32 protein-coding genes are annotated in these 26014 nt (G+C 63.7%); 20 read left to right on the forward strand and 12 right to left on the reverse strand.

The genetic code is table 11. The annotated features are described in order from the left end of the window. The first annotated feature begins 71 nt into the window (after positions 1-71). The 7 genes from leuC (at position 72) to FE851_RS02700 (ending at position 5512) form a co-directional block, all read left to right on the forward strand. Positions 72-1523 (forward strand): 3-isopropylmalate dehydratase large subunit, encoded by a 1452-nt coding sequence (gene leuC / locus FE851_RS02670; RefSeq protein ID WP_145199623.1) that lies wholly within the window; start codon positions 72-74, stop codon positions 1521-1523. Between the two features lie 109 nt (positions 1524-1632). After that, complete coding sequence (leuD, locus tag FE851_RS02675) at positions 1633-2241, forward strand: 3-isopropylmalate dehydratase small subunit (RefSeq protein WP_145199626.1); 609 nt, start codon at positions 1633-1635, stop codon at positions 2239-2241. A 57-nt stretch (positions 2242-2298) separates the two neighbouring features. After that, the gene (locus tag FE851_RS02680; protein WP_017181405.1) at positions 2299-2622 is read left to right on the forward strand and encodes a DUF1476 domain-containing protein; all 324 of its coding nucleotides are present in this window, start codon (positions 2299-2301) and stop codon (positions 2620-2622) included. Positions 2623-2632: 10 nt separating this feature from the next. After that, on the forward strand, positions 2633-2866 hold the full coding sequence (locus FE851_RS02685) for a BolA family protein (protein ID WP_026002095.1): 234 nt from the start codon (positions 2633-2635) through the stop codon (positions 2864-2866). Between the two features lie 57 nt (positions 2867-2923). Next, positions 2924-3256 carry a Grx4 family monothiol glutaredoxin gene (grxD, locus tag FE851_RS02690; RefSeq protein WP_017181403.1) on the forward strand — a complete coding sequence of 111 codons (333 nt, stop codon included), beginning with the start codon at positions 2924-2926 and terminating at the stop codon, positions 3254-3256. Positions 3257-3620: 364 nt separating this feature from the next. Further along, the gene (locus tag FE851_RS02695; RefSeq protein ID WP_026002094.1) at positions 3621-3989 is read left to right on the forward strand and encodes a BlaI/MecI/CopY family transcriptional regulator; all 369 of its coding nucleotides are present in this window, start codon (positions 3621-3623) and stop codon (positions 3987-3989) included. Beyond that, on the forward strand, positions 3986-5512 hold the full coding sequence (locus FE851_RS02700; RefSeq protein WP_145199629.1) for a M56 family metallopeptidase: 1527 nt from the start codon (positions 3986-3988) through the stop codon (positions 5510-5512). Before FE851_RS02695 ends, FE851_RS02700 begins: the two co-directional genes overlap by 4 nt. 242 nt (positions 5513-5754) lie before the next feature. On the opposite strand, the gene ykgO is transcribed toward FE851_RS02700, so the two are convergent. Continuing rightward, positions 5755-5880: a type B 50S ribosomal protein L36 gene (ykgO, locus tag FE851_RS02705; RefSeq protein WP_003046794.1), complete on the reverse strand. Its 126-nt coding sequence runs from the start codon at positions 5878-5880 to the stop codon at positions 5755-5757. 199 nt (positions 5881-6079) lie between these two features. Here ykgO and FE851_RS02710 point away from each other — a divergent pair, with 199 nt between their 5' ends. Together FE851_RS02710 and FE851_RS02715 are read left to right on the forward strand one after the other, a co-directional pair. Next, positions 6080-6637 (forward strand): hypothetical protein, encoded by a 558-nt coding sequence (locus FE851_RS02710; RefSeq protein WP_145199632.1) that lies wholly within the window; start codon positions 6080-6082, stop codon positions 6635-6637. Beyond that, positions 6634-7764 (forward strand): M14-type cytosolic carboxypeptidase, encoded by a 1131-nt coding sequence (locus FE851_RS02715; protein WP_130752432.1) that lies wholly within the window; start codon positions 6634-6636, stop codon positions 7762-7764. Before FE851_RS02710 ends, FE851_RS02715 begins: the two co-directional genes overlap by 4 nt. Positions 7765-7800: 36 nt before the next feature. On the opposite strand, the gene FE851_RS02720 is transcribed toward FE851_RS02715, so the two are convergent. The 6 genes from FE851_RS02720 to FE851_RS02745 form a co-directional block, all read right to left on the reverse strand. Next, positions 7801-8079, reverse strand: coding sequence for a DUF2218 domain-containing protein (locus tag FE851_RS02720; RefSeq protein WP_017181397.1), 279 nt, complete (start codon positions 8077-8079; stop codon positions 7801-7803). 4 nt (positions 8080-8083) lie between these two features. Then, the gene (locus FE851_RS02725; RefSeq protein WP_145199634.1) at positions 8084-8716 is read right to left on the reverse strand and encodes a PadR family transcriptional regulator; all 633 of its coding nucleotides are present in this window, start codon (positions 8714-8716) and stop codon (positions 8084-8086) included. 89 nt (positions 8717-8805) lie between these two features. Further along, positions 8806-10047 carry a threonine synthase gene (locus FE851_RS02730; RefSeq protein WP_145199637.1) on the reverse strand — a complete coding sequence of 414 codons (1242 nt, stop codon included), beginning with the start codon at positions 10045-10047 and terminating at the stop codon, positions 8806-8808. A gap of 74 nt (positions 10048-10121) precedes the next feature. Then, a complete protein-coding gene (gene grpE, locus FE851_RS02735; RefSeq protein ID WP_017181394.1) occupies positions 10122-10673 on the reverse strand; it encodes a nucleotide exchange factor GrpE in 552 nt (183 codons plus the stop codon). Beyond that, positions 10670-11716 carry a heat-inducible transcriptional repressor HrcA gene (gene hrcA / locus FE851_RS02740; RefSeq protein WP_019051609.1) on the reverse strand — a complete coding sequence of 349 codons (1047 nt, stop codon included), beginning with the start codon at positions 11714-11716 and terminating at the stop codon, positions 10670-10672. Before hrcA ends, grpE begins: the two co-directional genes overlap by 4 nt. Before the next feature lie 55 nt (positions 11717-11771). Next, positions 11772-12278, reverse strand: a complete 507-nt coding sequence (locus FE851_RS02745) for a DUF6438 domain-containing protein (protein WP_026149397.1) — start codon at positions 12276-12278, stop codon at positions 11772-11774. A 92-nt stretch (positions 12279-12370) separates the two neighbouring features. Between FE851_RS02745 and rph the strand changes: the two genes are divergently transcribed. Next, the gene (gene rph, locus FE851_RS02750) at positions 12371-13087 is read left to right on the forward strand and encodes a ribonuclease PH (RefSeq protein ID WP_017181391.1); all 717 of its coding nucleotides are present in this window, start codon (positions 12371-12373) and stop codon (positions 13085-13087) included. 98 nt (positions 13088-13185) lie between these two features. Beyond that, positions 13186-13815, forward strand: coding sequence for an RdgB/HAM1 family non-canonical purine NTP pyrophosphatase (rdgB, locus tag FE851_RS02755; RefSeq protein ID WP_145199641.1), 630 nt, complete (start codon positions 13186-13188; stop codon positions 13813-13815). Positions 13816-13842: 27 nt separating this feature from the next. On the opposite strand, the gene FE851_RS02760 is transcribed toward rdgB, so the two are convergent. Continuing rightward, positions 13843-14520: a CAP domain-containing protein gene (locus FE851_RS02760; protein WP_145199644.1), complete on the reverse strand. Its 678-nt coding sequence runs from the start codon at positions 14518-14520 to the stop codon at positions 13843-13845. Between FE851_RS02760 and hemW the strand changes: the two genes are divergently transcribed. Next, entirely contained in the window at positions 14519-15706 is a 1188-nt protein-coding gene (gene hemW, locus FE851_RS02765; protein WP_145199647.1) for a radical SAM family heme chaperone HemW, read from the forward strand. The genes FE851_RS02760 and hemW overlap by 2 nt on opposite strands. Here hemW and pyk read toward each other — a convergent pair. Continuing rightward, positions 15703-17157, reverse strand: coding sequence for a pyruvate kinase (gene pyk / locus FE851_RS02770; RefSeq protein WP_026002091.1), 1455 nt, complete (start codon positions 17155-17157; stop codon positions 15703-15705). The two genes, hemW and pyk, sit on opposite strands and share 4 nt — an antisense overlap. A gap of 130 nt (positions 17158-17287) precedes the next feature. On the opposite strand from pyk, the gene FE851_RS02775 reads away from it, so the two are divergent. From FE851_RS02775 to ruvC, 5 genes are all read left to right on the forward strand, one after another. Beyond that, positions 17288-17587: a DUF1244 domain-containing protein gene (locus FE851_RS02775; protein WP_145199650.1), complete on the forward strand. Its 300-nt coding sequence runs from the start codon at positions 17288-17290 to the stop codon at positions 17585-17587. Positions 17588-17629: 42 nt separating this feature from the next. Beyond that, entirely contained in the window at positions 17630-17872 is a 243-nt protein-coding gene (locus FE851_RS02780) for a DUF2312 domain-containing protein (RefSeq protein ID WP_006956223.1), read from the forward strand. Positions 17873-17973: 101 nt separating this feature from the next. Beyond that, positions 17974-18300, forward strand: coding sequence for a heavy metal-binding domain-containing protein (locus FE851_RS02785; RefSeq protein WP_145199653.1), 327 nt, complete (start codon positions 17974-17976; stop codon positions 18298-18300). 70 nt (positions 18301-18370) lie between these two features. Beyond that, positions 18371-19114, forward strand: a complete 744-nt coding sequence (locus tag FE851_RS02790) for a YebC/PmpR family DNA-binding transcriptional regulator (protein WP_145199656.1) — start codon at positions 18371-18373, stop codon at positions 19112-19114. A 178-nt stretch (positions 19115-19292) separates the two neighbouring features. After that, complete coding sequence (gene ruvC, locus FE851_RS02795) at positions 19293-19784, forward strand: crossover junction endodeoxyribonuclease RuvC (RefSeq protein ID WP_145199659.1); 492 nt, start codon at positions 19293-19295, stop codon at positions 19782-19784. 119 nt (positions 19785-19903) lie between these two features. On the opposite strand, the gene FE851_RS02800 is transcribed toward ruvC, so the two are convergent. The 3 genes from FE851_RS02800 to FE851_RS02810 form a co-directional block, all read right to left on the reverse strand. Beyond that, on the reverse strand, positions 19904-20626 hold the full coding sequence (locus tag FE851_RS02800; RefSeq protein ID WP_145199662.1) for a dienelactone hydrolase family protein: 723 nt from the start codon (positions 20624-20626) through the stop codon (positions 19904-19906). A gap of 10 nt (positions 20627-20636) precedes the next feature. Continuing rightward, a complete protein-coding gene (locus FE851_RS02805) occupies positions 20637-21650 on the reverse strand; it encodes a 50S ribosomal protein L11 methyltransferase (protein WP_145199665.1) in 1014 nt (337 codons plus the stop codon). A 173-nt stretch (positions 21651-21823) separates the two neighbouring features. Then, entirely contained in the window at positions 21824-23176 is a 1353-nt protein-coding gene (locus FE851_RS02810; RefSeq protein ID WP_145199668.1) for a methyl-accepting chemotaxis protein, read from the reverse strand. A gap of 185 nt (positions 23177-23361) precedes the next feature. Between FE851_RS02810 and sdhC the strand changes: the two genes are divergently transcribed. Genes sdhC through sdhA form a run of 3 tightly spaced genes read left to right on the forward strand, consistent with a single transcriptional unit; the run spans position 23362 to position 25948 of the window. Beyond that, entirely contained in the window at positions 23362-23757 is a 396-nt protein-coding gene (sdhC, locus tag FE851_RS02815) for a succinate dehydrogenase, cytochrome b556 subunit (protein ID WP_017180897.1), read from the forward strand. Continuing rightward, positions 23757-24146: a succinate dehydrogenase, hydrophobic membrane anchor protein gene (sdhD, locus tag FE851_RS02820; RefSeq protein ID WP_017180896.1), complete on the forward strand. Its 390-nt coding sequence runs from the start codon at positions 23757-23759 to the stop codon at positions 24144-24146. Before sdhC ends, sdhD begins: the two co-directional genes overlap by 1 nt. Further along, a complete protein-coding gene (gene sdhA, locus FE851_RS02825) occupies positions 24146-25948 on the forward strand; it encodes a succinate dehydrogenase flavoprotein subunit (protein WP_017180895.1) in 1803 nt (600 codons plus the stop codon). The genes sdhD and sdhA overlap by 1 nt, the downstream gene beginning before the upstream one ends. Positions 25949-26014 lie beyond the last annotated feature (66 nt).

Consider the following 26014-nt stretch of genomic DNA (forward strand, 5'->3'; position numbering starts at 1 on the left):
GACAAAAGTGTCGTTTGCTGCCCGCTTCCCCCTTTTCCCCCGATCTTTCCGGGTCTAGGGGGGGAACCACTATGGTTAAGCTCCGCACCCTCTATGAGAAGATCTGGGACGCGCATGTCGTCGAGCGCCGCCCGGATGGCACCTGCCTGATCTATATTGATCGCCACCTCGTGCATGAGGTGACGTCGCCACAGGCGTTTGAGGGGCTTCGCCTGGCTGGGCGAACGGTGCGGCGGCCGGACCTGACTCTGGCCGTGCCGGATCATAATCTGCCCACCACGCCGCGCCGCGACGCCGATGGCCATCGCATCCCGATCGCCGACCCGGAAAGTGCGCAGCAACTCGCCGCGCTGGAACGCAATGCCCCCGAATTCGGCATCCGCCTGATCGGCGACGCCGATGTGGAACAGGGCATCGTCCATGTCGTGGGGCCGGAACAGGGCTTCACCCTGCCGGGCACGACCCTGGTATGCGGCGACAGTCATACATCATCGCATGGCGCGCTGGGCGCACTGGCCTTCGGCATTGGCACGTCGGAGGTCGAGCATGTGCTGGCGACGCAGACATTGCTGCTCAAGCAATCGAAGACGATGCAGGTCGTGGTCGAAGGCGAACTGGGCTTTGGCGTAACCCCCAAGGATGTCGCGCTGGCGATTTGCGGCCATATCGGCACCGCTGGCGGCACCGGCTATGTCATGGAATATCGCGGCTCGGTGTTCCGCGAAATGTCGATCGAGGGGCGGCTGACCGTCGCCAATATGTCGATCGAGGCAGGCGCACGGTCGGGCCTGTTCGCGCCTGACGAAACGACTTTCGCCTATCTGAAAGGCCGCCCGATGGCGCCCAAGGGGGCCGACTGGGATGCTGCCGTCGCCTGGTGGCGCACGCTGGCGACCGATGAAGGGGCTGTGTTCGACAAGACGGTGGTGATCGACGCCGCCGACATCGTGCCGACCGTCACCTGGGGCACCAGCCCTGAAGATGTTGTTGCGGTGACGGGCGTGGTGCCGAACCCCGACAGTTTCGAGGATGCGTCCAAGCGGGCGGCGGCGCAAAAGTCGCTCGACTATATGGGGCTGACCGCGGGGCAGAAACTGGCCGACGTGGCGATCGAGCATGTCTTTATCGGCAGTTGCACCAACAGCCGGATCGAGGATCTGCGCGCTGCTGCGGCTTTGCTCGACGGGCGGCATATCGCGAGCGGGATCAAGCATGCCATGGTCGTGCCGGGGTCGGGGCTGGTCAAGCGGCAGGCCGAAGCCGAGGGGCTGGACCGCATCTTCACCCAGGCGGGCTTTGAATGGCGCGAGCCGGGCTGTTCGGCCTGCCTTGGCATGAACCCGGACAAGGTACCGTCCGGCGAGCGCTGCGCATCGACCAGCAACCGCAATTTCATGGGCCGTCAGGGACCGGGCGCGCGCACGCATCTGGTATCGCCTGCAATGGCGGCGGCGGCGGCGATCACCGGCCGGCTGACCGACGTGCGCGAACTGTTGAAAAAAGAAGAGGGGATGGCACTGTGAAAAAGATCTTCTGGCTGCTCACACTGGGCGCACTGGCAAGCGCGGCGATGGCCGCGACGCTGGGTCGGGCCGAGGATATTCCCGCCACGGAAGCAAAGCAGGCGCGCTGATGGACAAGCTGAAGACGGTTGAGGGCAAGGCCTATCCGTTCGGGATGAAGAATGTCGACACCGACATCATCATTCCGTCGCACTGGCTCAAGACGATTTCGCGCAACGGCATGGGCAAGGGCGCGTTTGAAGTGCTGCGCAAGGAGACCGGCAACGTCTTTGACGATCCGGCCTATGCCGGCAGCCCGATCCTGATTGCGGGCGACAATTTCGGCTGTGGCTCCAGCCGCGAACATGCCGCCTGGGCGCTGGACGATCTGGGCATCCGGGTGGTGATCGCGCCCAGCTTTTCCGACATTTTTTCCAGCAATGCGTTCAAGAACGGCATATTGACCGTTGTTCTGCCGCAGCAGGCGATCGATCGGCTGATGGAAGTCGCGCAAGGTCCGGCAGGGACGCCCGACGAAATCCATGTCGATCTGGAACAGCAGACGGTCACGACCCGGTTTCAGGATCGTTTCAGCTTCGATATTGACCCGTTCCGCAAACATTGCCTGATGGGGGGATTGGATGAAATCGGCCTGACGCTGGGCGATGCCGATGGCATTGGCGTCTATGAAGCAAAAATGGCGCAGGATCGCCCCTGGACCATCCCCGTCGTTGCGTAACGACGCGCTTCTTCCTATCTCTTTTTCTACCATCAGGTTTCAGTGGGGCTTTTGGGCATGACGACTTTCGACGATCGCGAACGGGCCTTTGAAAATATGTTCGCGCATGATCAGGAAATGCAGTTCCGCATCCAGGCGCGCCGCAACCGCCTGCTGGGTGAATGGGCGGCGGCGAAGATGGGGCTGACGCCGGAAGAAACCGATGCCTATGCCAAGGCGGTGGTGCAGGCCGATTTCGAGGAAGCCGGTGACGAAGACGTCATCCGCAAGCTCGTAGGCGACATGACGTCGGCCGGTATCGACATTGACGAGCCGGGCGTGCGCGCCGCGCTGGAAGAACAAGCGGTGGTCGCCCGCCGCATGTTCATCGAAGCGCAGTAAGGCACGACCGATGCCAATGGCCGCCGATGACATTGCCGCCATGATCCGCGCGGCGATTCCCGATGCCGATGTCGAAATTACCGATCTCGCTGGGGATGGCGACCATTATGCCGCGCGGGTGGTGTCGGAAAGTTTCCGCGGGATGAGCCGGGTGGCGCAGCAGCGCGCCGTTTACGCGGCGCTTGGTGGACGGATGGGCGGCGTACTCCACGCCTTGCAACTGACCACCGCGGTTCCCAACTAGACACGCATCACAGATTCGCGCCCACAAGCGGTGCCAGACAGGAATGGACTTTCGATCATGACCGACGCCGTGCATCAGCGGATTGCCGAAATCGTGGGCGCCAATGACGTGGTGCTCTTCATGAAGGGTACGCCGCTCTTCCCCCAATGCGGCTTTTCCAGCCGCGCCATCGCGATCCTCGAACATCTCGGCGTCGCGTATGAAACGGTCGACGTCTTGCAGGACCAGGCCGTGCGGCAGGGGATCAAGGCCTTTTCCGACTGGCCGACCATCCCCCAGCTTTATGTGAAGGGCGAATTTATCGGCGGCAGCGACATCATGATGGAAATGTATGAAGCTGGCGAACTGCATCAGTTGATGACGGACCAGGGGGTCGCTGCGGCCAGCTGATCCTGACCGAAATATGCTGCCATGCAGGGCGGTCCGTTGATCGGGCCGCCTTTTTTTGTACCGACTATGGGGGGATTCACCGGGTTGGGGGTGCCGACGGAGACCTGGCAGCACCCCCAGGGTAGTTACACGGTGGGTTATGCAATGAAAGTTGCAACCGCCGTGCCATAATGACCGGAGCGCGCAAATCCGCGGTTACAAGGGTTAACGGCGTGCGCCGCCGACAGGCTTCTGTCAAAAATCCCGACATTTTCACGCTGCGTCGAGCGCCGTTTACAGGGCGGCCTTCTCGCTATTGACTACAGTCGTAATCAATGCGACTACATCTGTAGTTGGAAAAGGAAGCGAGACTCGCGTGGCGCAAGTGGGTGAAAAGATCAGCGAAGCCGAACTGGTGGTGATGGAGGCGCTGTGGGAACAGTCGCCGCTCACCGCCAATGACGTGGCCGATCGCGTCACCGCCGCGCGCGACTGGAGCGCCCAGACGGTCAAGACATTATTGTCGCGGCTGATGGCCAAGGATGTGATCGCTGCCGATCAGGATGGCCGTCGCTTCCTCTATCGGCCCCTTGTCGCGCGGGAGGATTATGTCGCCAGCGAATCGGGACGGCTGGTCAACCGGCTGTTTGGCGGGCGGGTGTCGCCGCTGGTCGCGCAGTTGGCGAGCCAGGATCAGTTGAGCGACGATGACATTGCCGAGCTTGAGGCAATCCTGAAAGGGCTGAAATCATGAGCGTCTGGATGGTTGAAACGCTGATTGCCACGACGCTGCTGATGGCGCTGGTCATGCTGTTGCGACGGCCGGTGGCGCGCTGGCTGGGGGCAGGGGCGGCCTATTGCCTTTGGGCGGTGCCGTTTGCGCGAATGCTGCTGCCCGCGCTGCCCGGCGACGTTGCCAGCCCCTCTCCCTTGCATGTCGCCGTCGATCAGGCTGGCCTGCCCGATCTGCTGGCCATTGCGCCCGCGCCGCAAGTGGCGGCGGAGGCGAGCTTTCCCTGGCTGGAGGTCGGCATCGGCGTCTGGTTTGCCGGGATGCTGGCTTTCCTTGTCATACAGGCGGTCGGCTATGCGCGGTTCCGGCGGCACATGCTCACCGGCGCCACGCCGATTGGCGAGGAAGGCCGTATCCGCCTGATCACCAGCCCGCATGCCAGTGGTCCGCTTGCCTTCGGGGTGCTCAAACCCTTCATCGTGCTGCCCGCCGATTTTGCCCTGCGCTATGACGCGCTGGAACAGGAAATGGCGATTGCGCATGAACGCGCCCACCATGCCCATGGCGATCTGGCCGCGAACATGATCGCGCTCGCGCTGCTCGCCATCCACTGGTGCAATCCCATCGCCTGGATCGCCTATCGTGCCTATCGCGCCGATCAGGAAACGGCCTGTGACGCCCGCGTACTGGCGCTTTATGGCCAGGATCAGGCCCATATTTATGGCCGCGCGATCCTGAAGGCCGCTGGTGGCCGCCAGTTCGCCGCCGCCTGTCATCTCACTCGTATTACAACATTGAAGGGGAGGCTCATCATGCTTTCGCGCCACGAAATTTCACTCCACCGGATCAGCTGGGGCATGGCCGCCGTCGCGATGGTGACGGCTACGGGCCTCGCGCTCACGGCGTCGGGCAGCCGCGCCGCGCAGCAGATGGCCGCCATCAGTGACACGGTGGAAACCGCAGACTTTGCGCGCCTGTCCGATCTGGTCGCCAAACCCGCCGCCGCCAGCGTGCCGCCGACGCCAGACGTTCCCGACGTTGCAGCTGTCCCGACAGCAGCGACTATCGACACCGACATGGCCGTCGCACCGCCGCCTGCGCCACCCGCTCCGATCGTCCCTGCCGCAGATATGGTCGCGCCGGTAGCGCCCGTCCCGCCCGTTCCCCATGTGCCGCCCGTAACCGTTCGGGAGGAAAAGGGCGCCATCGTCGTCACCCATGCCGATGGCCGGGTCGAGCGCCACCATATCCCGACCGACGCCGAAATCCGCCGCATGGTACCGCGGGTCGACGTCCGCAACGGCTGTGAGGGCAGCCAGACGGTCAGCCAGCGTGAAAGCGTGGATGGTGACGGTCGCCGTACTATCCGCGTACGCATCTGCCAGGCGCAGATCGAAGCGCAGGCCCATCGCGCGGCGCGCGCGGGACTGGTGGCGGCCCGCGCCCAGGTCGCAAGGACCGCGCACATGACCGACCGCGTCCGCGCCGACGTGCTGCGCGATCTGGACGACGAAATTGCCAAGATTGACGGGCAGGGGGACTGACCCGGCCCGTTCGACCGGGTCACCCGGATTGTGCAGGCGAAAGCCATCCATGGGTCCGCCCGTGGATGGCTTTTTTGTTTCGCGGGAAGCTCAGGCCGTTGGCGCGACCGCGCGATGGCGCACAAATGCGTCGAGCGCCTGATCGGCATCGATCAGGCGCTCGGACAGGACACGCAGGTCCGACATTGGAAAGGCGCCGCCGCACCGTCGCGATCGACGGTGGCGGGCCTCACCGCATGGCTTTAGCCCTGGCGGGCCTTGAAGCGGCGGTTGGTCTTGTTGATCACATAGGTACGGCCGCGACGGCGGATCACGCGGTTATCGCGATGACGGTCCTTGAGCGACTTGAGCGAGTTGCGGATCTTCATGGAAGTCTGCCTTCTTAGAATCTGGCTTTAGCGGAAAATCGAAGCGCTGCCCCTATGGGCGGAGAGGGCTTAAGTCAAGTCCACTGGCAAGACTTTTGCCCCCGTTCATCCTTCATGCAGCAAGTTGATGGCTTGGAGCGTTGAAGGAATTATGCTGTTCGCGTCGTTTAGCGGATATGCCCCCGTTGGAGTAGATGCCATGTCCAAGCGCCTGATCCTCGCCGCCAGCCTTGCCCTGTCCCTTAGCGCATGTGCCACGGCGATTCCCCCGGTGGAGGTTACGCGCTTCCATATCGGCAATCCCGCACGCAGCGGCACGATCGCGGTGGAGGAAATGCGCGGCAATCCCGACGTCAGCCTGGAATTCCGCACCTATGCCGCCGCCGTGGCGCAGGAATGGCAGCGTGTCGGCTTCACGCCCGTATCGGCAGGGGAGACCAGCGACTATGTCGCCAGCGTCGCTTTCCGCCGCAGCTTTCGCCCGTCAGGCGTCGACCGCGGCAGTGACAGGCCGGTCAGCGTCGGCGTGGGCGGCGGCATCAACCTGTCGGGCAAGCCCAAGGATATTGTGACGACCGAACTGCACGTCCAGCTTCGCCGCCGCGCCGATTCGACGATGATCTGGGAAGGGCGTGCGCTGACGGAGGCGCGCGAAGGCACGCCAGCGGCGCAGCCGGGCCTCGCCGCACAAAAGCTGAGCGCCGCGCTGATCGAGGGCTATCCGGGCGAATCCGGCCGCACTATAACCGTCAAATGACCATATCCATCACCAGCGCATTCGACAGCGGCAATATCCGCGTCCTTTCCATCACCGACACGCCGGAGCATGTTCGCGCCGAGCTGGAAATCGTGACCGACCATCAGAGCGATTTCTATCAATGGTTCCATTTTCGGCTCGCCAACGCCGCCGGGCGATCGGTGGAGCTGGCGATCGTCAATTGTGCCGGGTCGGCCTATCCCGACGGCTGGACCGGCTACAGGGCGCGGATCAGCGAGGATCGCGAAAGCTGGACCCAGGCCGATACCAGCTATGCCGACGGCACGCTCACGATCCGGCTGGAACCGGACACCAATGCGCTGTGGGTCGCCTATTTCGCGCCCTATTCGATGGAGCGCCACCATGATCTGATCGCCTTTGCCGCCAGCCAGCCGGGCGTCACCCACCGCGAACTGGGGCTGACGCTGGATGGCCAGCCGCTAGACCTGCTGACCATAGGCGACGGTCCCAAACAGGTGTGGCTCTATGCCCGTCAGCATCCGGGCGAAACCATGGCGCAATGGTGGATGGAAGGCGCGCTGGAACGGCTGTGCGACGAAGAGGATTCAGTTGCGCGTTTGCTCAGGCAACAGGCGACGATCCATCTGGTGCCCAATATGAACCCGGACGGCAGCCGCCGCGGCCATTTGCGCACCAACGCGGCGGGCGTGAATCTGAACCGCGAATGGCACGAACCGTCGATGGAACGTAGCCCGGAGGTGTTTCTGGTCCGCGCGGCGATGGACGAAACCGGCGTCGACGTCGCCCTGGACGTACATGGCGACGAAGCGATCCCGGCCGTATTCATCGCCGGCTTTGAAGGCATCCCTTCCATCACGGAACGGCAACTGACCCTCTACCACCGCTATCGCGACACGCTGGCGGCGCGCACGCCGGATTTCCAGACGCGGCTTGGCTATCCTGTGGCGGGGGAGGGGCGGGCGAACCTGTCCATGTCCACCAACCAGCTTGCCGAACGCTTTGGCGCGGTGGCGATGACGCTGGAAATGCCGTTCAAGGATAATGACGATCTGCCCGACGCCGATTTCGGCTGGTCGCCTGCCCGTTCCGCGCAACTGGGCAAGGATTGTCTGGCCGTGCTGGCGGAGATGATTGGGGAAATCTAGGAATGAAGTGTTCCCGCGGAGGCGGGAACACGCAGCCTATTTCCAGTCAAAGGTCAGCGGCGCTTCCCGAAACGCAAAGCGATCGAGATGGTCCGCCACCACCTTCTTGAAAGCCGCCACATCTGCGTCCGGGGTCGGATCAATCGTCACGACTAGTGCGTCGTCCTGCGCGGCCATGCGGATCGGCCCCATCGGGAAGGCGATGATGCCCGATTGCGGGTCGAACTCGGTCTCGAACTTGTGGCTCCAATGCTTGCACAATTGTTGAAGGTAACGGCTGGCATTGGCCGTGGGGATATGAGCGGTCAGCGTCATCGCGTCAGAGCCTTTCGATTTTGGTGGCGGCTTCGTCGATCAGGGACGCGACGTCGAACATGGTCTGGGCGTCGGCCCCTTCCTTTTCCAGCCGGCCCTGTATCGCCATGCGCAGATTGTGCATGGCCCGGCGCACGGGTGCGCTGTCGGTGCGTTCGGCTTTTTGCGCCAGCGACGCGATTCGCTCCATCACCAGCGTCAGCCCGGCCTTATGTTCGTCCAGATAGGCCGTGCCTTCGTCGGTAATCGCAAACAGCTTGCGGCTGCCCTGTTCGGGTTGCTCGGCGATCAAGCCCATATCGGCCAGCAGCGTCAGCGTGGGATAGACGACGCCGGGACTGGGCGCATAGACCTCGCCCGACAGGCTTTCAATCTCCCGGATCAGGTCATAGCCGTGGCGCGGCATGTCGGCGATCAGCTTGAGCAGGATCAGCTTGAGCGCGTCATTGTCGAACAAGCGTCGCCGACCACCGCCGCGTCCGCCGCCGCCCAATGGCCCGCTCCCACGGGGACCGTCGCCCCGCCCGAAACCGCCCCGACCAAAGCCTTCAGGGCCGGCAAAGCGCCGATGGCCGCGCTGGCCATGCTCATGGTGACGACCGCCCCGGCCGTCATATGTGTAATGGAAATGCATCATTCATCTTTCAGTGCGTTTCAAGATGCACTGAGATATATCTTAAAAATATCTAGTGTCAAGCGCTAAGATATATCTTTTGTGGGTGACTGTCAGAGAGCAGCGAAGTCGATGGCCATATGCCGGTCGAGCCGACGCGAATGATCCTCCAGCGGATATTTAAGTCCGCTGGCGCAATTGAACAGCACTGCGCGATCCTCGCGTCCGATCAGCCCTTCGTCCAATGCGCGGCTGTAGGCGGCCAGCGTCGCCCCGCCTTCCGGGCAAAGCAGCAGGCCATCGTCCCGCGCCACGTCGCGCACCGCTGCCATGATCGCGGCATCCGACACCGCCAGCGCCGCGCCACCGCTTTCCCTTACGGCGCGCAGGATCAGGAAGTCGCCGACCGCGCGCGGCACGCGAATGCCCATCGCGATGGTGTGGGCATCCTCCCACCGTTCGGCAAATTCCACGCCCGCATCGAAAGCACGGACCATCGGCGCACAGCCTTCCGCTTGCACCGCGAACATTTTGGGGCGTTTAGACCCGATAAAGCCAATCTGCTCCAGCTCATCAAACGCCTTCCACATGCCGATCAGCCCGGTGCCGCCGCCAGTGGGATAGAAGATTGCGTCGGGCAATTCCCAGTCCAGCTGTTCGGCCAGTTCCAGCCCCATCGTTTTCTTGCCCTCGATCCGGTAGGGCTCCTTCAGCGTCGAAAAATCGAACCAGCCACGTTCCTTCGCCCCTTGCCCGACGATCGCGCCGCAATCGTCGATCAGCCCGTTGACGCGATAGACGCGCGCACCCTGCGCCGCGATTTCGCGCACATTGATTTCCGGCGTGTCATCCGGGCAAAAGATGATCGCTTCCATCCCGGCGACAGCGGCATAGGCGGCCAGCGCTGCGCCGGCATTGCCGTTGGTGGGCATCGCGATCTGGGTCACGCCCAGCTCTTTCGCCATCGAAACCGCCATCACCAGCCCGCGGGCCTTGAACGATGCGGTCGGCAGGCGGCCCTCATCCTTGGCGATCAGGTGCGCGCCCCCCAATCGCGCGGCAGTACGCGGCAGGGCGACCAGGGGCGTGGCATTTTCGCCCAGGCTGACGATGTTGCTGGTGTTGCGCACCGGCAGCAATTCGCGCCAGCGCCAAAGGTCCATCGGCCGCTGCGCCAGGACATCCTTGGTCAGCGCCGCCCGCGCCCCGTCCAGATCATAACGGACCAGCAGCGGCTTTCCCGCCGCGGACAGGCCATGCAGCTTGTCTGCCGGATAGTGTTCGCCCGTCAGCGAACATTCCAGATGGGTGACGAAGGTGGGACGATGGGTGGTGAGGTTCAGGTCGTGGCGCAACGGGGTATCCTTTAATCTGTGCCCCCCGGCCACTTTTCATGCCCCTCCCGCGAACGGAAGGGGCGATGCATATCTTAGTCCGGCGCTTTGGCCACGCTGACCATGGCCGGGCGCAACAGCCGGTCCTTGATCATATAGCCCGCCTGCATTTCGACCAGGATCGTGCCGGGCGCGGCATCGGCGGACGGGACTTCCATCATCGCCTGATGCTTGTTGGGGTCGAGCGGCTGGCCGACCGACTCGACCTTGGATATGCCGTTGCGGCCAAACACCGCTTCCAGTTCGCGGCCTGTGGCTTCCAGCCCGACGACCAGCCCCTTGAACTTCTCATCCTCGCGCAGTTCCGCCGGAATGGCGGCAAGGGCGCGGCTCAGATTGTCGGCGACCGACAAAATGTCGCGGGCAAAATTGGTCGCGGCATAGGCGCGGGTGTCGGTCAGTTCCTTTTCCAGCCGACGGCGCACATTCTGCGTATCGGCATGGGCATAGAGAATGTCCTGCTTCGCAGTCGCCAGTTCCGCTTCCAGCGCGGCGATACGCTCTGCATTGGCATCTGCCACGGGTGCATCCTCCGGCAACTGGTCCACGACTTCGGTATTTTCGACGTTCAGATTATCTTCGCTCATCTCATCAATCTCGAAAGCGTTTGTGCGGTGAAATCCACCATGGGGATCACCCGTGCATAGTTCAAGCGCGTGGGGCCGATCACGCCGACCACGCCGACCACCCGGCCGTCCGCGCCACGGTAGGGGGCGGCTATGACCGAAGAACCCGACAGGGAAAAGAGCTTGTTTTCCGATCCGATGAAGATTTTGGTCGCGCTGCTTGCCAATGCGCTTTCCAGCAGGCGGGATATTTCCTGCTTGCCTTCCAGCTGCTCCAGCAATTGCCGCACCCGCTCCAGGTCGGCCGCCGTGCCGTCGTCGATCAGATGGGCCTGCCCACGCACGATCAGCACTGGCCTGTCATCGGCGTCATGCGACCAGATGGCGACGCCGCGTTCCACCAGTTCCCGCGCCGCGCCGTCGAGCGCGCTGCGTTCGCTCTCCATTTCCAGCGCCAGCCTGTCGCCCGCCTGCCGCAGCGTCAGCCCGGCAAAGCGCGCCGACATGAAATTGGCCGCTTCGTTGAGCATGGAGGGGGACACGCCGGGCGGCAGGTCCAGCACGCGATTTTCAACCGATCCATCCTGCCCGACCAGCACGGCCAGCGCCTGCCGGTCGTTCAGCGGCACGAAGCCGAACTGGCGCAAGATCGGTTCGCGCTTTGGCACCATGACAATGCCCGCACAGGCCGACAGGCCCGACAGCGCAGCGGTGGCGGCGGACAGCGCTTCCTCGATCGGCCCGCCCTCGGCCAGCCCCGCCTCGATCGCGCGCCGTTCCTCTGCTGACGGCAACGCCGCCTGCATCATCCCGTCGACGAACAGCCGCAGCCCCGTTTCGGTCGGCATCCGCCCCGCCGACGTATGCGGCGCGGCCAGCAGCCCCAGTTCCTCTAGATCCTGCATCACGTTGCGGATCGATGCAGGGGACAGGCTGAGCGATGCGATCTTGCTGAGCGTGCGCGATGCGACCGGCAGACCAGTGCCCAGATAGCTTTCCACCACCAGGCGAAAAACGTCGCGGGCGCGCTCGTTCAATTCGGTAATGGGTGTCGTTGGCGTCATCGGCAAAATGTAGGATGGATTGCCTCCAGGCTCAACGCCTGCGTGGCGGCCAGCCCTATTGGGCAATTTTGGCTTTCAGCATCGGTTCGATCCCCAGCAATTTGGGAATGCCGCCAATCGTCGTGCGCAGCTTCGCATAGCGCGCGTCCAGGCATCCCGACTGATAGTCGAGCCGCGTCGGCTTGGCCTCGCCGCGCGTCCATTCGATGCGATAGCCGGGCATGTCGGTCGCAAAGCGGGTGCAATTTTCGCCATGGGCGATCCGCCTTTCGGTGCCGACCAGCGGCTTGTACGGGGCCAGCGCCAGACGCAATTGCCGATATTGCGCCGGGGTCACGGTGAAGCGCGTCGGCCCCGGCACGGCTGTGAACTTGTCCGGCTCCAGCAGGCCCGATCCATCGGGCGTCACCTGCACGCTATAGGCGGGGCAGGCGCCAAAGCAGCGTCCGGCGGTAAAGCGGATCGTGTCTCCCGCGGCGCGCGGTGTGTCCAGCTCAGTGTCGGCGGTGGCGCATCCTGCCAGCAGCATCACCGTCGCGGCTATTATCATTCTGGTCATCATGGCCCCTCTTATCGCCTAATTGCGCGCATGGCACTGGCAAGAAACGCTGTCGGACGCTAAGCGCCGTCTCCTGATCGATTTGGAGAAAGAATATGCGTCCTTCCGGCCGCGCGCCCGACCAGATGCGCGACATCATCATGGAGCCTGGCTTCACCATCCATGCCGAAGGAAGCTGCCTCATCAGTTTCGGCGACACCCGCGTGCTGTGCACCGCGTCGGTGGAAGAAAAGGTGCCGCCCTTCCTGCGGGGCAAGGGGTCGGGCTGGGTCACGGCCGAATATGGCATGTTGCCGCGCGCCACCCATACCCGTGGCAGCCGCGAAGCGGCCAAGGGCAAGCAATCGGGCCGCACGCAGGAAATCCAGCGCCTCATCGGTCGCTCGCTGCGCACCGTGGTGGACATGAAGAAGCTGGGCGAACGCCAGATCGTGGTCGATTGCGACGTGATCCAGGCCGATGGCGGCACCCGCACCGCGGCGATCTCCGGTTCCTGGGTCGCGCTGCGCATTGCGGTGGACAAGCTGCTGGCGTCCGGCGCGCTCAAGGAAGACCCGATCATCCAGAAGGTCGCGGCGATCAGCTGCGGCATCTATGAAGGTACGCCGGTCCTCGACCTCGACTATGCCGAGGATAGCAATGCCGAGACGGACGCGAACCTGATCCTGACCGGCGACGGCAAATTCGCCGAAGTGCAGGCGACCGCCGAAGGCGCGGCCTATGACGAGGAAGAGCTGCTGCGCCTGCTGCGCCTCGCCCGAATCGGCTGTGCCAAAATCTTCGCCGCGCAGGATGCCGCGACGGGGCGGTAATCACAATTATCCGTTCGCTTCGAGCGAAGTCGAGAAGCCGATAGCGTGACTTTCGCGTTTATCGAATGCGCTCGAAACGAACGGAAAGAGGTGGAATAATGACCGACCAATTCGGACAGGAACAGGCAATACGCACGCTCGCCCCCGGCAAGCTGGTGATCGCCAGTCACAATGCGGGCAAGGTGCGTGAAATCGCCGCGCTGCTCTGCCCCTATGGTATCGATCCGGTCTCGGCCGCCTCGCTCGACCTGCCCGAACCGGAAGAAACCGGCACGACCTTCATTGCCAATGCGGAACTGAAGGCATTGCAGGCCGCCGACCTGTCCGGCCTGCCTGCGCTGGCCGACGATAGCGGCCTGTGCGTCGAGGCGCTGGGCGGCGATCCGGGGCTGTTTTCGGCGCGCTGGGCCGGACCGGACAAGGACTTCGCCCTCGCCATGCAGAAAGTCTGGGATGGCGTGCAGGCCAAAGGCCCGGACGCCGGGCATGACGCCCATTTCATCTGCGCCCTGGCCCTTGCCTGGCCCGATGGTCATGTCGAAGCGTTTGAGGGGCGGGTCGACGGAACGCTGGTCTGGCCACCGCGCGGGGCCAATGGCTTTGGCTATGACGCCATGTTCCAGCCGCTCGGCTTCGACATCAGCTTCGGCGAAATGGACCCGGACGCCAAGCACGCCATGAGCCATCGCGCCGACGCATTCAGACAGCTGGTGGCGGCAGTGTTCTGACCCGGTTCCTCCCCGCGCCGGGGAGGATCACTGCCCACCGCTGGCCAGTTCCACCGGGGCTGCTTCCTCGTCCAGCGGGCCTTTCCCGAACGCATTGCCGGCGGGGAAATAGCGGCACACCAGATATTCGTAATTCGCCCCTTCACCCAGCGCGCAGCCCACCTTGCGCGTGCCGCGCCAGATCATCTGCGTATAATGGCCGACATCCTGCCAGCGCCCGCTGGTGCTCAGGTCAGGCAATTTGCCTTCGATCCGGAACAGTTTTTTCTCATCCAGAAAAGCGCCGACCATGACGCCATAGCCATAAAGGCGGCGTGGTCCCATCCACAGATTTTCGCCGCTCGGTATCGTCCGGCTGCCACGCGGGCTGTGGCGAAACGCCCCGCTCTGCGCCATGTCGGCGGCATAGCGCGCAGCGTCCGCCGCCAGCGCCTCATCCCATTCCAGCGCTGGGACACCGACCAGCGCCCGTTCCCCATTATGCGCGTCCAGCATCACGGCCCGCAGCAGCGGCTCGCCTCTCGGCGCTTCCTCCATCCCGTAATAGGCCGCCGGCATGACTACGCCGGTCGGCACATTGACCGGCGCTGCGATCACCGCCTTGCTCCCCGGCGCGCTGTCGGACGCTGCCTGTGCACCCGTCGCAATCAGCAACGCCGCCCATAGCCCGGCACGCAAAAACAGATTAGGGCTGCCCCCAGCCATGGCCTTCATTCCCCCCGACTCTGCATCCCCATCGGCGCCGGCCCCCGCCGACGCTCTGGCCTTATATATTCATTGGCCCTTTTGCGTATCGAAATGTCCCTATTGCGATTTTAACAGTCATGTCCGCGAAGGCATAGATGTGGATGCCTGGCGCGCCGCTCTGCTCGCTGACATGGGGCACGAAGCTGCGTTGACCGGCGGGCGACCGCTTTCCTCGATCTTCTTTGGCGGCGGCACGCCCTCGTTGATGCCACCGGCGCTGGTGGCGGACCTCATTGCCGCGGCGCAACGGCATTGGGGCTTTACCCCGCAAGTCGAGATCACGCTGGAGGCCAATCCCAACTCGGTCGAGGCAGCGCGCTTTGCCGATCTCGCCGCCGCCGGGGTCAACCGCGTCTCGCTGGGCCTGCAGGCGCTCGACAATGAAGCGCTCCATTTTCTGGGCCGCGCCCATGACGTTGCCGAAGGGCTGGCCGCACTCGACACTGCCCAGTCGGTGTTCGACCGGGTGAGCTTCGACCTGATCTACGCCCGGCCCGACCAGAGCGAAGCCCAATGGCAGGCGGAACTGGCGCAGGCGCTTTCGTTCGGCACCGGCCATCTCTCCCTCTATCAACTGACGATCGAACCCGGCACCCGCTTCGCCACGCTGGTTGCACAGGGCAGGATGACGCCCGCCGACCCGGATCATGGCGCGACTCTCTATGAACTGACCGCCGCGATGACCGGCGCGGCGGGCATTCCCGCCTATGAAATCAGCAACCATGCCCGCGCCGGGCAGGAGAGTCGCCATAACCTTACCTATTGGCGCTACGGCGATTATGTCGGCATTGGTCCCGGCGCGCATGGGCGGCGCGGCGCCATGGCGACGCAGCGTCACAAGAAGCCGGAAAACTGGATCGGCGCCGTCAGCCGCAATGGCCACGGCCTTCAGCTGGAACAGCCGCTGGCGGGCGAGGAACGGGCACGCGAAGCGCTGCTGATGGGGCTGCGGCTGGGCGAGGGGGTTGATCTCGCCCGGATCGCGGCGCTGTCGGGCGTTGGCCTTGGCCATCTGGTCGATGAACGCGCCATCGACCAGTTGACCGACCTTGGCCTCATCCGCCTGACCGGCACCCGCCTGCAAGTCGCGCCGGCCGGCATGTTGCTGCTCGACGCGATCTTGCCGGAGGTGGTGGCGGTCTAATAATCGCGGCCCTTCAGTTCGTCCCCCCGTACTGCCGCGACGTGCAGCACATTGGTCGATCCCGGCGTGCCGAACGGGACACCGGCCAGTACGACGATCTTCCCGCCCTTTTCGGCCATGTCATGGCGCAGCGCCATGCGCCGGGCCTTGCCGATCATCTCCTCGAAATTGCCGATATCCTTGGTGCGGATGGCATGGACGCCCCAGGTCAGGCCCAGCTTGCGCGCCGTGTCGGTGCGCGGCGTCAGCGCCAGGATCGGCGCGGACGGGCGTTCGCGCGCCACGCGCCGCACGGTGCTGCCCGACGATGTGAAGCAGGTGATCGCGCTCGCGCCCACGACATTCACGATATTGCCGGTGGCCTCGGCCAGCGCGTCGGCGGTGGTCGGATCGGGCAGCGTCTCGGTAAAATGCAGTCGCGCCAGATAGCCCGGATCGCGCTCCACGCTGTGGGCGATCGAATCCATCATCGCGACCGCCTCGACCGGCCAGTCGCCCGCTGCGGTTTCGGCGGACAGCATGACGGCGTCCGCACCATCATAGACCGCCGTCGCCACGTCCGACACTTCCGCGCGCGTGGGGGAGGGGGACTTGATCATCGATTCCAGCATCTGGGTCGCGACCACCACCGGGCGACCCATGCGGCGCGCCGTCGCGACGATCTGCTTTTGCAGCGGCGGCACGTCATAGGGCGGCAGTTCGACGCCCAGATCGCCGCGTGCGACCATCACGCCATCGGCCATCTCGATAATCTCCTCCAGCCGCTGCACGGCTGACGGCTTTTCGATCTTGGCCATCAACGACCCATATCCGCCCATCAGCTTGCGGGCTTCGGCCAGATCCTCCGGCCGCTGCACGAAGCTCAAGGCGATCCAGTCGCACCCCTGTTGCATCGCGAAGCTAAGGTCGCGGCGGTCCTTATCGGTCAGCGCGGGCACCGGCACCACGACATCAGGGACGTTCACGCCCTTGCGGTTGGACAGCGTCCCGCCGACCTCGACGATCGTATCGATGCGATCCTCGCTGATCGCCTTGACGCGCAGCACCATCTTGCCATCGTCCAGCAACAGCCGGGTTTCCGGCACCAGGGCGGCATAGATTTCGGGGTGGGGCAGGTTCACGCGGCGCGAATCGCCCGGCGTTTCGTCGCGGTCCAGAATGAAGGGCGCGCCGGTTTCCAGTAGCGCCAGCCCCTTCTCGAACGTACCGACGCGCAGCTTTGGCCCCTGAAGGTCGCCCAGGATCGTGGTCGGCCGCTGAAATTCCTTTTCCAGCGCGCGGATCGTGGCGATGCGCGCTGCATGATCCTCATGCGCGCCATGGCTCATATTGATGCGAAAGGCGTCGGCCCCGGCAATGAACAGCGCCCGGATCATTTCGGGCGTATCGCTCGCAGGCCCAAGTGTCGCAAGAATACGGACCTTGCGTGAGCGGGGCGGTAGTCGTGACATATATTCTCCTGACCGTCGTGATCGCCGCTGGCCCGACCGTTGGGCTTCCCCCCCCTTGGTCTTGCCAGCGCGTCGTTATGGGTTATCCGTGCTGCACGACAGGATGATGTATCAGCGAAAGGGTCCGCCGATGAGCGACACCATACTCACAGACGCCGCCGCCGCAACCGCCTTCCGCCGTCTGGTGACGCATTTGCAGCAGCGCACCGATGTCGAAAATATCGACCTTATGGGTTTGGCGGGTTTCTGCCGCAATTGCCTGGCCGACTGGGTGGCGGAGGCGGATGGTGGCCTGACGAAAGATCAGGCGCGCGAACTCATCCACGGCATGCCCTTTGCCGAATGGAAATCCCGCTATCAGGGCGAAGCGACGCCGCAGCAGATCGCGCGGATGAAAGAGAGTGTGGCGAAGAACGCCGACAGCCACTAGGACGCCCTCCAACCGATTCACATCTACCGGAGAAACTCCCTCATGACCGAACCCAATGTCGCCGCCGACCAGCTCCGCCTGCTGATCGAACGGATCGAGCGGCTGGAAGAAGAGAAGAAGGGCATCGGCGACGACATCAAGGACGTCTATCTGGAAGCCAAGGCGACCGGCTACGACCCCAAGATCATGCGCCAGATCGTCCGCCTGCGGAAAATGCAGCCCCACGACCGGCAGGAAATGGAAGCGATCCTCCAGACCTATCTGTCCGCGCTGGGCATGGAATAAGACTCCACCGCCGTTCGCGCCTGGCGTAGCAAGGTGCCTTCACTGCGTTCAGGGCAGATGTTCTAAGCGCTCGGCCCGACCGGGATCAGAGGGAGAGTGAAATGTCCGAAGTCATCGTCAGCACCACCAGCCGTCTGGAAGGGCGCCCCGCCAGGGAATATCTGGGCATCGTCACGGGCGAAGTGATCGTGGGCGCCAACCTGTTCCGCGATCTGTTCGCCAGCGTGCGGGACATCGTGGGTGGCCGGTCGGGCGCTTATGAAGATGTGCTTCAGCGGGCGCGCGAACAGGCGATCGGCGAAATGCGGATGCGCGCGGCGACGCTGGGCGGCAACGCGGTCGTCGGCGTCGACCTGGACTATGAAGTGATAGGCTCCAACGGATCGATGCTGATGGTGTCGGCCTCTGGTACCGCCATCCTCGTGTAACATTGCGCGAGCGCGCCTCGCTCGCTAGAGAGCGCGCTCGTGTTTCATCAGATAATGTCAGGAGAAGGCCGTGGCCGGCCATTCCAAATTCAAGAATATCATGCATCGCAAGGGCGCGCAGGACAAGAAGCGCTCCTCGATGTTCTCCAAGCTGAGCCGCGAAATCACTGTCGCGGCCAAGATGGGGATGCCCGACCCGGACATGAATCCCCGCCTGCGGCTGGCGATCAACGCCGCCAAGGCGCAGTCCATGCCCAAGGACAATATCCAGCGCGCCGTCGACAAGGCGAATGCCGCAGGTGGCGAGAATTACGAAGAAGTGCGCTATGAGGGCTATGGCCCCGCAGGCATCGCCATCATCGTCGAAGCGCTGACCGACAATCGCAACCGCACCGCGACCAATGTGCGTACTGCCTTTTCCAAGAATGGCGGCAATCTGGGTGCATCGGGCGCGGTGAGCCATGGCTTCGACCGCGTCGGCCTGATCACTTATCCCGCCAGCGCGGGCGATGCCGACGCCATCTTCGAGGCCGCGCTCGAAGCGGGGGCAGAGGACGTGTCGTCCAATGAGGACGAACATGAAATCTGGACCGCGATGGACGCGCTCCACGAAGTCGCCAAGGCGCTGGAAGCGAGCCTTGGTCCGGCGGATGGCGCGAAGCTCGCCTGGAAACCCACGACCACCGTCGAAGTCGATGAGGCCAATGCCGCCACGCTGATGAAGCTGGTCGATGCGCTGGAAGATGATGACGACGTCCAGACGGTGTGGGGCAATTATGAAGTGCCCGACGCGGTCATGGAGAAGCTGGGTTGATGTGTTTTCCCTCTCCCCTTGGGGAGAGGGTTGCGCAGCCTTGGCGGCTTTGCCGCCTAGGCGAAGCTGGGAGAGGGGGCGCTGCCATCCGCGACTATCGCTCCCCTCTCCAAGCGCGGCTAGCCGACATGTCGGCAAGCCTTGCTATCCTCTCCCCTGAAAGGGCGAGGAAATCCCAATGATCCTCCTTGGTCTCGACCCCGGTCTTGGCACCACCGGCTGGGGCTTGATCGCCGCCGACGGCAACCGCCTCACGCATCTGGGCAATGGCCAGATCAAGACGGATAGCGCGATGCCGCTGGCAACGCGGCTGCTGGCGCTCGATCTTGCCCTAACCGACCTCATCCTCGAACATCGGCCCGAGGGCGCGGCGGTCGAGGAGGTGTTCGTCAACGTCAATCCGCAATCGACGCTGAAACTGGGGCAGGCGCGCGGCGTGATCCTGCTCAACGCCGCGCGCTCCGGCATGGAGGTCGGCGAATATGCCGCGCGGCTGATCAAGAAATCCGTGGTCGGCGTCGGCAATGCGTCGAAGGATCAGGTCCATGCCATGGTGTCACGCCTGTTGCCCGGCGTGAAGATCGTCGGGCCTGACGCCGCGGACGCGCTCGCCGTCGCCATCACCCACGCCCATCATCTCGCCAGCGCGCGGCGCATTCCGACGCGGTAGTGCCATGTGTTCCCGCGCAGGCGGGAACCCAGTTCAACGGCGGGGCTGGGTTCCCGCCTACTCGGGAATACCCAATCCTAAATATCCGGTCATCTTTTCGAGACGAACGCCGGTTGTGTTCAATGTCCCAACGCTTCTTCCAAAAACCCCACCATCGCGCGGAAACTGCGCCGATCGGCATCCGCGCTATAAGCCAACCCCTTTTCAGGCATGTTGACGCTCTCGTCGGTAAAGGCATGGCCGGTGCGGCCATAGGCGTGGATTTGCCAGTCGCACCCTGCCGCGGTGAGTTCCTGCGCCAGCGCGACGGTCGCCTCAGGCGGTGCGATCGGATCGTCCCAGCCGTGGCAAATCAGCAGTTTCGCGCGGATGGCGGCATTGGGGAAGGGCGGCGCATCATAGACGCCGTGGAAGCTGACCCCGCCTGCTATGTCCGCACCAGCGCGCGCCAGATCCAGCACGCATTTGCCGCCAAAGCAGAAGCCGATCGTAGCGGTGCGGGCCGCGTCCACAGCGTCCAGCCCCTTGAGCAGCGCATGGGAGGCCAAAAGGCGGTCGCGCAGCAGGGCGCGGTCGGCGTTCAGTTCCGCCATATAGCGTGCGGCGTCGGGATCGGCGCGGGTGGTGCGCTTGCCCTGGCCATAGACATCGGCGACCAGCACGGCATAGCCCAGCGCCGCGACCTTTTCGGCATAGGCGAAATCGGCCTCCTTGGTCCCCAGCACATTGGGGAAGAGAAGCACGCCGGGCAACGGCGCGCTGGCGGCGCTATCGGTCACGACCATGCTTTCGAACAGGCCGCCTGGTCCTTCATGGACGATGCTGTTGCGGGTAATGGTCATGGGGTTCCCCTTAGATACTGCCAAAGCCGGGCGCTTCGCCACGCGCGGCGGGGTTCAGGCGCTTGGGCCGTTTCCATCCGATGCGGGGGCGCTTGCGCAACCGCAGCGTCGGCCAGTCGCCCCGGTCGGTCCGTTCAGCCAGGCGCATGCCCTGCGCGCGATAGGCGGCCAGCACGGCATCGACCTGCGTGTCGAGCAGGCCCGCCAGCAGGATCGTGCCGCCATCCTCGACCAGTGCGCAGAGCGACGGCGCCAGTTCGATCAGCGGTCCGGCCAAAATGTTCGCGATCAACAGATCATAGGGCGCACGCCCGATAATCGCTGCATGATTGGCCCCGGCGGCGGTCACCAATGCCAGTCGTCCAGGCCCGGCCCCTACCGGGACGCCATTGGTCACGGCATTTTCCGCGCTGATTTCGACCGCGACCGGGTCAATGTCGGATGCGATCGCATGGGCGCGCGGCCACAGGTTCATCGCCGCAAAGGCAAGCAGGCCGGTCCCGGTGCCAATATCGGCCATATTGTTGAACCGCATGCCCACCTGACGCATCCGGTCCAGCATCGTCAGGCATCCGGCCGTTGTTTCGTGCTGGCCAGTGCCAAAGGCGCGGCTGGCCGCAATCAGAATATTGACCTGGCCCGGCTGTTCCGGATCGCTGGCAAGATTGCGGACATGGAAGCGTCCGGCAGTGACCGCTTCCAGCCCCTGCTGGCTCAACGTCACCCAATCCTCGTCCGGCAGCGCCTCGACCAGCGGCTTGGCTCCCGCGGCGCTGGGAACCATCGACCGCAGCAATTTGATCGCGGCGGCGCTGGGCTTGCCCTCGAAATAGGCGTCGAGCTGCCATGCATTGTCGTCGTCTGGCGCCGCCTCGCTGGTCATCAGCACCGGCGGCCGCTCCATCAGGGCAAAGGCGGCAATATCCCCGTCCAGCGCCTCGGCTTCGATACGGGTGCAGGGCAGGGTGACTTTCCAGCTTTGAAGGGCTGGCCGGCTTTGCGCGGATTGTGTGGCAGCAGTCATGCTGCCGCCTTTAGCCGAGCGAGAAGGGGAGGGGAAGAACCTCACAATTGCCAGATTGGGCTCAGGCCGGAGCGAAAATAGTGACTTTCGAGAACCAGCGCGCAGCGTGCTTAAAGCACGTGAGCACTGGAAGCGCAGAAAGGCGCTATTTGCAGCCCGGCATCAGCCCGATCTTATGCGACCTGTCGACCGAAATCGGATGATGCGTGACGCAGGCTGGCAAGCTTGCCTTCGACGCTGACGAAGCCGCGTTCGAGCTGGTCGATTTCCGACGCGACGACCTCGGTATCCTGCCGGATGGCCGAAATGGTGGTCGACATCGAATCGGCGGCGAGCGCGGTTTCATCGACGGCGGCGGTGATCATCGTGACGGTCTGCGCCTGCGCGTCCATCGCATGGCGGATGCGCTCGGCACTGGCCTGCACTTCGCCCACCGTGTCGCGGATGCGTTCGTTGGTTTCCACCGACAGGCGAGTCGATGCCTGGATGTCGGCAATCTTGCCCGCAATCTCGTCCGTCGCGCGCGCCGTCTGGTTGGCCAGGCTTTTGACCTCCTGCGCAACCACTGCAAAGCCGCGCCCGGCATCGCCTGCGCGCGCCGCCTCGATCGTGGCGTTGAGCGCCAGCAAATTGGTTTGCCCGGCAATGTCGCGGATCAGGCCCAGGATCGATTCGATCGATTTGGCATGGTCGGACAGGGTAGAGGACATGGTGACCGCGTCGCCCGATTGTTTCGCGGCGCGCCGGGCAACCCCGGCTGCCCCCTCAACCTCGGTACGGGCGTCCTCGATGGCGCGGATCAGCCCGGCCGACGTGCGGGCCGCTTCACGCATCGCCAGGGCGGATTGTTCGGCAGCCGCCGCGACTTCCGATGCCTTGCCCAGCATCCCGCGGGTTGCAGCCGAAGCATCCTTGGCCTGTTCGCGCAGCGATTCGCCCAATCGGGTCGCGCCGTCTATTTCACCGACGATTCGCTGTTCGAACAAGGAACCGAAACGCTGCCGCTCGGCACGTTGCGCATCGGCCTGATCGTTCGACAGGACATTGGTCATGAAGCCTGCGTCCATCATGGCGATGTGGAGCATGACGAGCGTCAGGCGCTGGCTTCGCTCCGCGTCATCGCGACTATATTCCCATATCAGGGCGATGATCTTTTCGTTCGCCGCGGCGACGGCGGTGAGCACCGACCGCACCGACACGCCATGTTTGCGGGCGTTGCGTACGCAATCCGCAGCCGACTGGGCCCAGAGCGCATCCTTGAAGTGCAATAACTTCTGCTCGACATAGCGGTGCGTCTCTCTCTCGATCGCACTGATCGCTACGGAACTCAGTTTCTCGCGCAGCCCGGTCTTTTGCATATAGGTCGTGAAAAAGGCGTCCCCCACGCTCGCCAGGCTGTCCTTGATCAGCAGGCCAATCTCCTGCGCGCCCTTGGAAAATTTGTCATTCGGGTCGATTTTCGAGATCAATTCCGGGCTCACGGTGCCGTTCCGGCTATTGTCTGGTGATGCGGCGAAGGACGACATGATGGGACAGCCCCTGTTGGTGCAATGCTATTTGGCAGGCCGACCTTAGCGCGCTTTGGTTAATCACTTCTTATGATCGCGGGATACGATCGTTGGGGCAGCCATGCTTTGCACCGCTTGCCCTCATGCGCGTTCGCTCTTAAGGGGATCGCACTTATAGGGACATTTCAGGGACAAGGGTAGACATGGCGCGAACCAACAGCCGGCCGCTCTCGCCGCATTTGACGATCTGGAAATGGGGCCCCGCGATGGCCATTTCCATCCTGCACCGCGTGACCGGCAACGGCCTTGCGACGGTTGGCGCGCTGGGCCTCGTCTGGTGGCTGATGGCTGCCGCGATTGGTCCTGAAGCCTATGCGACCTTCATCACATGCGCGACCTCGCCCTTTGGCTATCTGGTGATGATCGGCATTACCTGGGCCTTTTTCCAGCATCTCTTTTCGGGGCTGCGCCATTTCGTTCTGGATATGGGCGCGGGCTATGAACTGCGCACGAACAAGAGCTGGTCGATCGCGGTGGTTGTCGCTTCGGTGCTCGTGACCGCCCTTGTCTGGCTCTATATTTTCGGAAAGGCCTTCTGATGGGTAACGGAACTGGTATCGGCCGCGTCCGTGGCCTTGGGTCGGCGCGGCATGGCGCGCATCACTGGCTGGCGCAGCGCTACACCGCCGTTGGCAATCTGCTGCTGGTGCTGTGGCTGATCTTCAGCCTCCTGACCCTGCCTGGCCTCGACTATGAAAGCGTCGTGCTGTGGATCGCCAACCCGCTGGTCGCGGTGCCGATGATGCTGATGATCGTCAGCATTTTCTGGCATCTGCGCCTTGGGATGCAGGTGATGCTGGAAGATTATGTCCATGACAAGGGACTGGCCTTCTTCTCTATCCTGCTGCTCAATTTCTATGCCTTTGGCGGCGCGGCCGCGGGCGTCTTTGCGATCGCCAAGATCGCCTTCACGGGGGTCGTCGAATAATGACGCAAGCCTACAAGATCATCGACCATGTGTATGACACCGTGGTTGTCGGCGCTGGCGGTTCGGGCCTGCGCGCGACCATGGGCAGCGCCGAAGCGGGCCTCAAGACCGCCTGCATCACCAAGCTGTTCCCCACCCGCAGCCATACCGTTGCGGCGCAGGGCGGCATCGCCGCCAGCCTTGGCAACAATTCGCCCGATCACTGGACCTGGCACATGTACGACACCGTCAAGGGGTCCGACTGGCTGGGCGATCAGGACGCGATCGAATATATGGTGCGCGAAGCGCCCGCCGCCGTCATCGAACTGGAACATGCCGGTGTGCCGTTCAGCCGGAACGACGACGGGACGATCTACCAGCGTCCCTTTGGCGGCCATATGCAGAATATGGGCGCCGGCCCGCCAGTGCAGCGCACCTGCGCGGCGGCTGACCGTACCGGCCATGCCATGCTTCACGCGCTCTATCAGCAATCGCTGAAATATGACGCGGACTTCTACATCGAATATTTCGCCATCGACCTGATCATGGAAAATGGCGAATGCCGCGGCGTGATCGCCCTGTGCATGGAAGATGGCTCGATCCATCGTTTCCGCAGCCATGCGGTCGTGCTGGCGACCGGCGGCTATGGCCGCGCCTATTTCTCCGCGACCTCGGCGCATAGCTGCACCGGCGACGGCGGCGGCATGGTGCTGCGCGCAGGGCTTCCGCTTCAGGATCTGGAATTCGTGCAGTTCCACCCGACCGGCATTTACGGCGCAGGCGTGCTGATCACCGAAGGCGCGCGCGGCGAGGGCGGGTATCTCACCAACTCCGAAGGCGAGCGTTTCATGGAACGCTATGCGCCCTCGGCCAAGGATCTGGCGTCGCGCGACGTCGTGTCCCGCTCGATGGCGATGGAAATGCGCGAAGGGCGCGGCGTTGGCGAGCATAAGGATCATATCTTCCTGCACCTCGACCATATCGATCCCAAGGTGCTGGCCGAACGGCTGCCCGGCATCACCGAAAGCGGCAAGATTTTCGCTGGCGTCGACCTGACCCGCCAGCCGCTGCCGGTGACCCCGACCGTCCATTACAATATGGGCGGCATCCCCTGTAACTATCATGGCCAGGTCGTGACCAAGAAGGGCGATGATCCCGAAGTGGTCGTGCCTGGCCTGTTCGCGGTCGGCGAAGCGGCCTGCGTGTCGGTCCATGGCGCGAATCGCCTCGGCTCCAACTCGCTCATCGACCTTGTCGTGTTCGGTCGCGCTACCGGCCTGTTCCTCAAGGACAATCTGAAGCCCAACGCACCGCACAAGCCGCTGCCGTCGGACGCCGCCGATCTCGCGCTCGGTCGCCTCGACCATTATCGCAATGCCAAGGGCGGCACGCCGACGGCGGACATTCGCCTCGACATGCAGCGCACCATGCAGAAGCACGCCGCCGTGTTCCGCGACAGCGCACTCCTGTCCGAAGGCGTCACCCGGATGCAGGCGGTCAACAAGCGGCTTCAGGACGTCAAGGTCAGCGACCGCTCGCTGATCTGGAACACCGACCTTGTCGAAACGCTCGAACTCGACAATCTCATGAGCCAGGCCATCTGCACGATGGAAGGCGCCGAAGCCCGCAAGGAATCGCGGGGCGCCCACGCGCATGAGGATTTCCCCAACCGCGACGATGAAAACTGGATGAAGCACACCATCAGCTGGTTCGAAGGCTGGGGTGGTTCGGGCGGCAAGGTGACGCTCGATTACCGTCCGGTCCACGACTATACGATGACCGACGAAGCGGAATATGTGAAGCCCAAGGCACGGGTGTACTGATCCAGCCATTCCTGGCTGACGGTAGAAAAGAAGGCGGACCTGAGGGTTCGCCTTTTTTTCTGCGCG

The organism is Sphingobium sp. B2 (assembly GCF_007693735.1).
In the GTDB taxonomy this organism is placed as follows: Bacteria; Pseudomonadota; Alphaproteobacteria; order Sphingomonadales; family Sphingomonadaceae; genus Sphingobium; species Sphingobium xenophagum.

Coding starts and splice junctions, on each gene's coding strand:
- FE851_RS02680 (WP_017181405.1), top strand. CDS start 2,299: ATGACGACTTTCGACGATCGCGAACGGGCCTTTGAAAATATGTTCGCG.
- leuC (WP_145199623.1), top strand. CDS start 72: ATGGTTAAGCTCCGCACCCTCTATGAGAAGATCTGGGACGCGCATGTC.
- FE851_RS02810 (WP_145199668.1), bottom strand. CDS start 23,176: ATGTCGTCCTTCGCCGCATCACCAGACAATAGCCGGAACGGCACCGTG.
- FE851_RS02700 (WP_145199629.1), top strand. CDS start 3,986: ATGAGCGTCTGGATGGTTGAAACGCTGATTGCCACGACGCTGCTGATG.
- sdhC (WP_017180897.1), top strand. CDS start 23,362: ATGGCGCGAACCAACAGCCGGCCGCTCTCGCCGCATTTGACGATCTGG.
- grpE (WP_017181394.1), bottom strand. CDS start 10,673: ATGAGCGAAGATAATCTGAACGTCGAAAATACCGAAGTCGTGGACCAG.
- hemW (WP_145199647.1), top strand. CDS start 14,519: ATGGCCTTCATTCCCCCCGACTCTGCATCCCCATCGGCGCCGGCCCCC.
- FE851_RS02805 (WP_145199665.1), bottom strand. CDS start 21,650: ATGACTGCTGCCACACAATCCGCGCAAAGCCGGCCAGCCCTTCAAAGC.
- FE851_RS02725 (WP_145199634.1), bottom strand. CDS start 8,716: ATGATGCATTTCCATTACACATATGACGGCCGGGGCGGTCGTCACCAT.
- ykgO (WP_003046794.1), bottom strand. CDS start 5,880: ATGAAGATCCGCAACTCGCTCAAGTCGCTCAAGGACCGTCATCGCGAT.
- sdhA (WP_017180895.1), top strand. CDS start 24,146: ATGACGCAAGCCTACAAGATCATCGACCATGTGTATGACACCGTGGTT.
- rdgB (WP_145199641.1), top strand. CDS start 13,186: ATGACCGACCAATTCGGACAGGAACAGGCAATACGCACGCTCGCCCCC.
- pyk (WP_026002091.1), bottom strand. CDS start 17,157: ATGTCACGACTACCGCCCCGCTCACGCAAGGTCCGTATTCTTGCGACA.
- FE851_RS02780 (WP_006956223.1), top strand. CDS start 17,630: ATGACCGAACCCAATGTCGCCGCCGACCAGCTCCGCCTGCTGATCGAA.
- sdhD (WP_017180896.1), top strand. CDS start 23,757: ATGGGTAACGGAACTGGTATCGGCCGCGTCCGTGGCCTTGGGTCGGCG.
- FE851_RS02775 (WP_145199650.1), top strand. CDS start 17,288: ATGAGCGACACCATACTCACAGACGCCGCCGCCGCAACCGCCTTCCGC.
- FE851_RS02800 (WP_145199662.1), bottom strand. CDS start 20,626: ATGACCATTACCCGCAACAGCATCGTCCATGAAGGACCAGGCGGCCTG.
- FE851_RS02785 (WP_145199653.1), top strand. CDS start 17,974: ATGTCCGAAGTCATCGTCAGCACCACCAGCCGTCTGGAAGGGCGCCCC.
- FE851_RS02685 (WP_026002095.1), top strand. CDS start 2,633: ATGCCAATGGCCGCCGATGACATTGCCGCCATGATCCGCGCGGCGATT.
- FE851_RS02760 (WP_145199644.1), bottom strand. CDS start 14,520: ATGGCTGGGGGCAGCCCTAATCTGTTTTTGCGTGCCGGGCTATGGGCG.
- hrcA (WP_019051609.1), bottom strand. CDS start 11,716: ATGACGCCAACGACACCCATTACCGAATTGAACGAGCGCGCCCGCGAC.
- FE851_RS02715 (WP_130752432.1), top strand. CDS start 6,634: ATGACCATATCCATCACCAGCGCATTCGACAGCGGCAATATCCGCGTC.
- grxD (WP_017181403.1), top strand. CDS start 2,924: ATGACCGACGCCGTGCATCAGCGGATTGCCGAAATCGTGGGCGCCAAT.
- FE851_RS02720 (WP_017181397.1), bottom strand. CDS start 8,079: ATGACGCTGACCGCTCATATCCCCACGGCCAATGCCAGCCGTTACCTT.
- leuD (WP_145199626.1), top strand. CDS start 1,633: ATGGACAAGCTGAAGACGGTTGAGGGCAAGGCCTATCCGTTCGGGATG.
- rph (WP_017181391.1), top strand. CDS start 12,371: ATGCGTCCTTCCGGCCGCGCGCCCGACCAGATGCGCGACATCATCATG.
- FE851_RS02710 (WP_145199632.1), top strand. CDS start 6,080: ATGTCCAAGCGCCTGATCCTCGCCGCCAGCCTTGCCCTGTCCCTTAGC.
- ruvC (WP_145199659.1), top strand. CDS start 19,293: ATGATCCTCCTTGGTCTCGACCCCGGTCTTGGCACCACCGGCTGGGGC.
- FE851_RS02745 (WP_026149397.1), bottom strand. CDS start 12,278: ATGATGACCAGAATGATAATAGCCGCGACGGTGATGCTGCTGGCAGGA.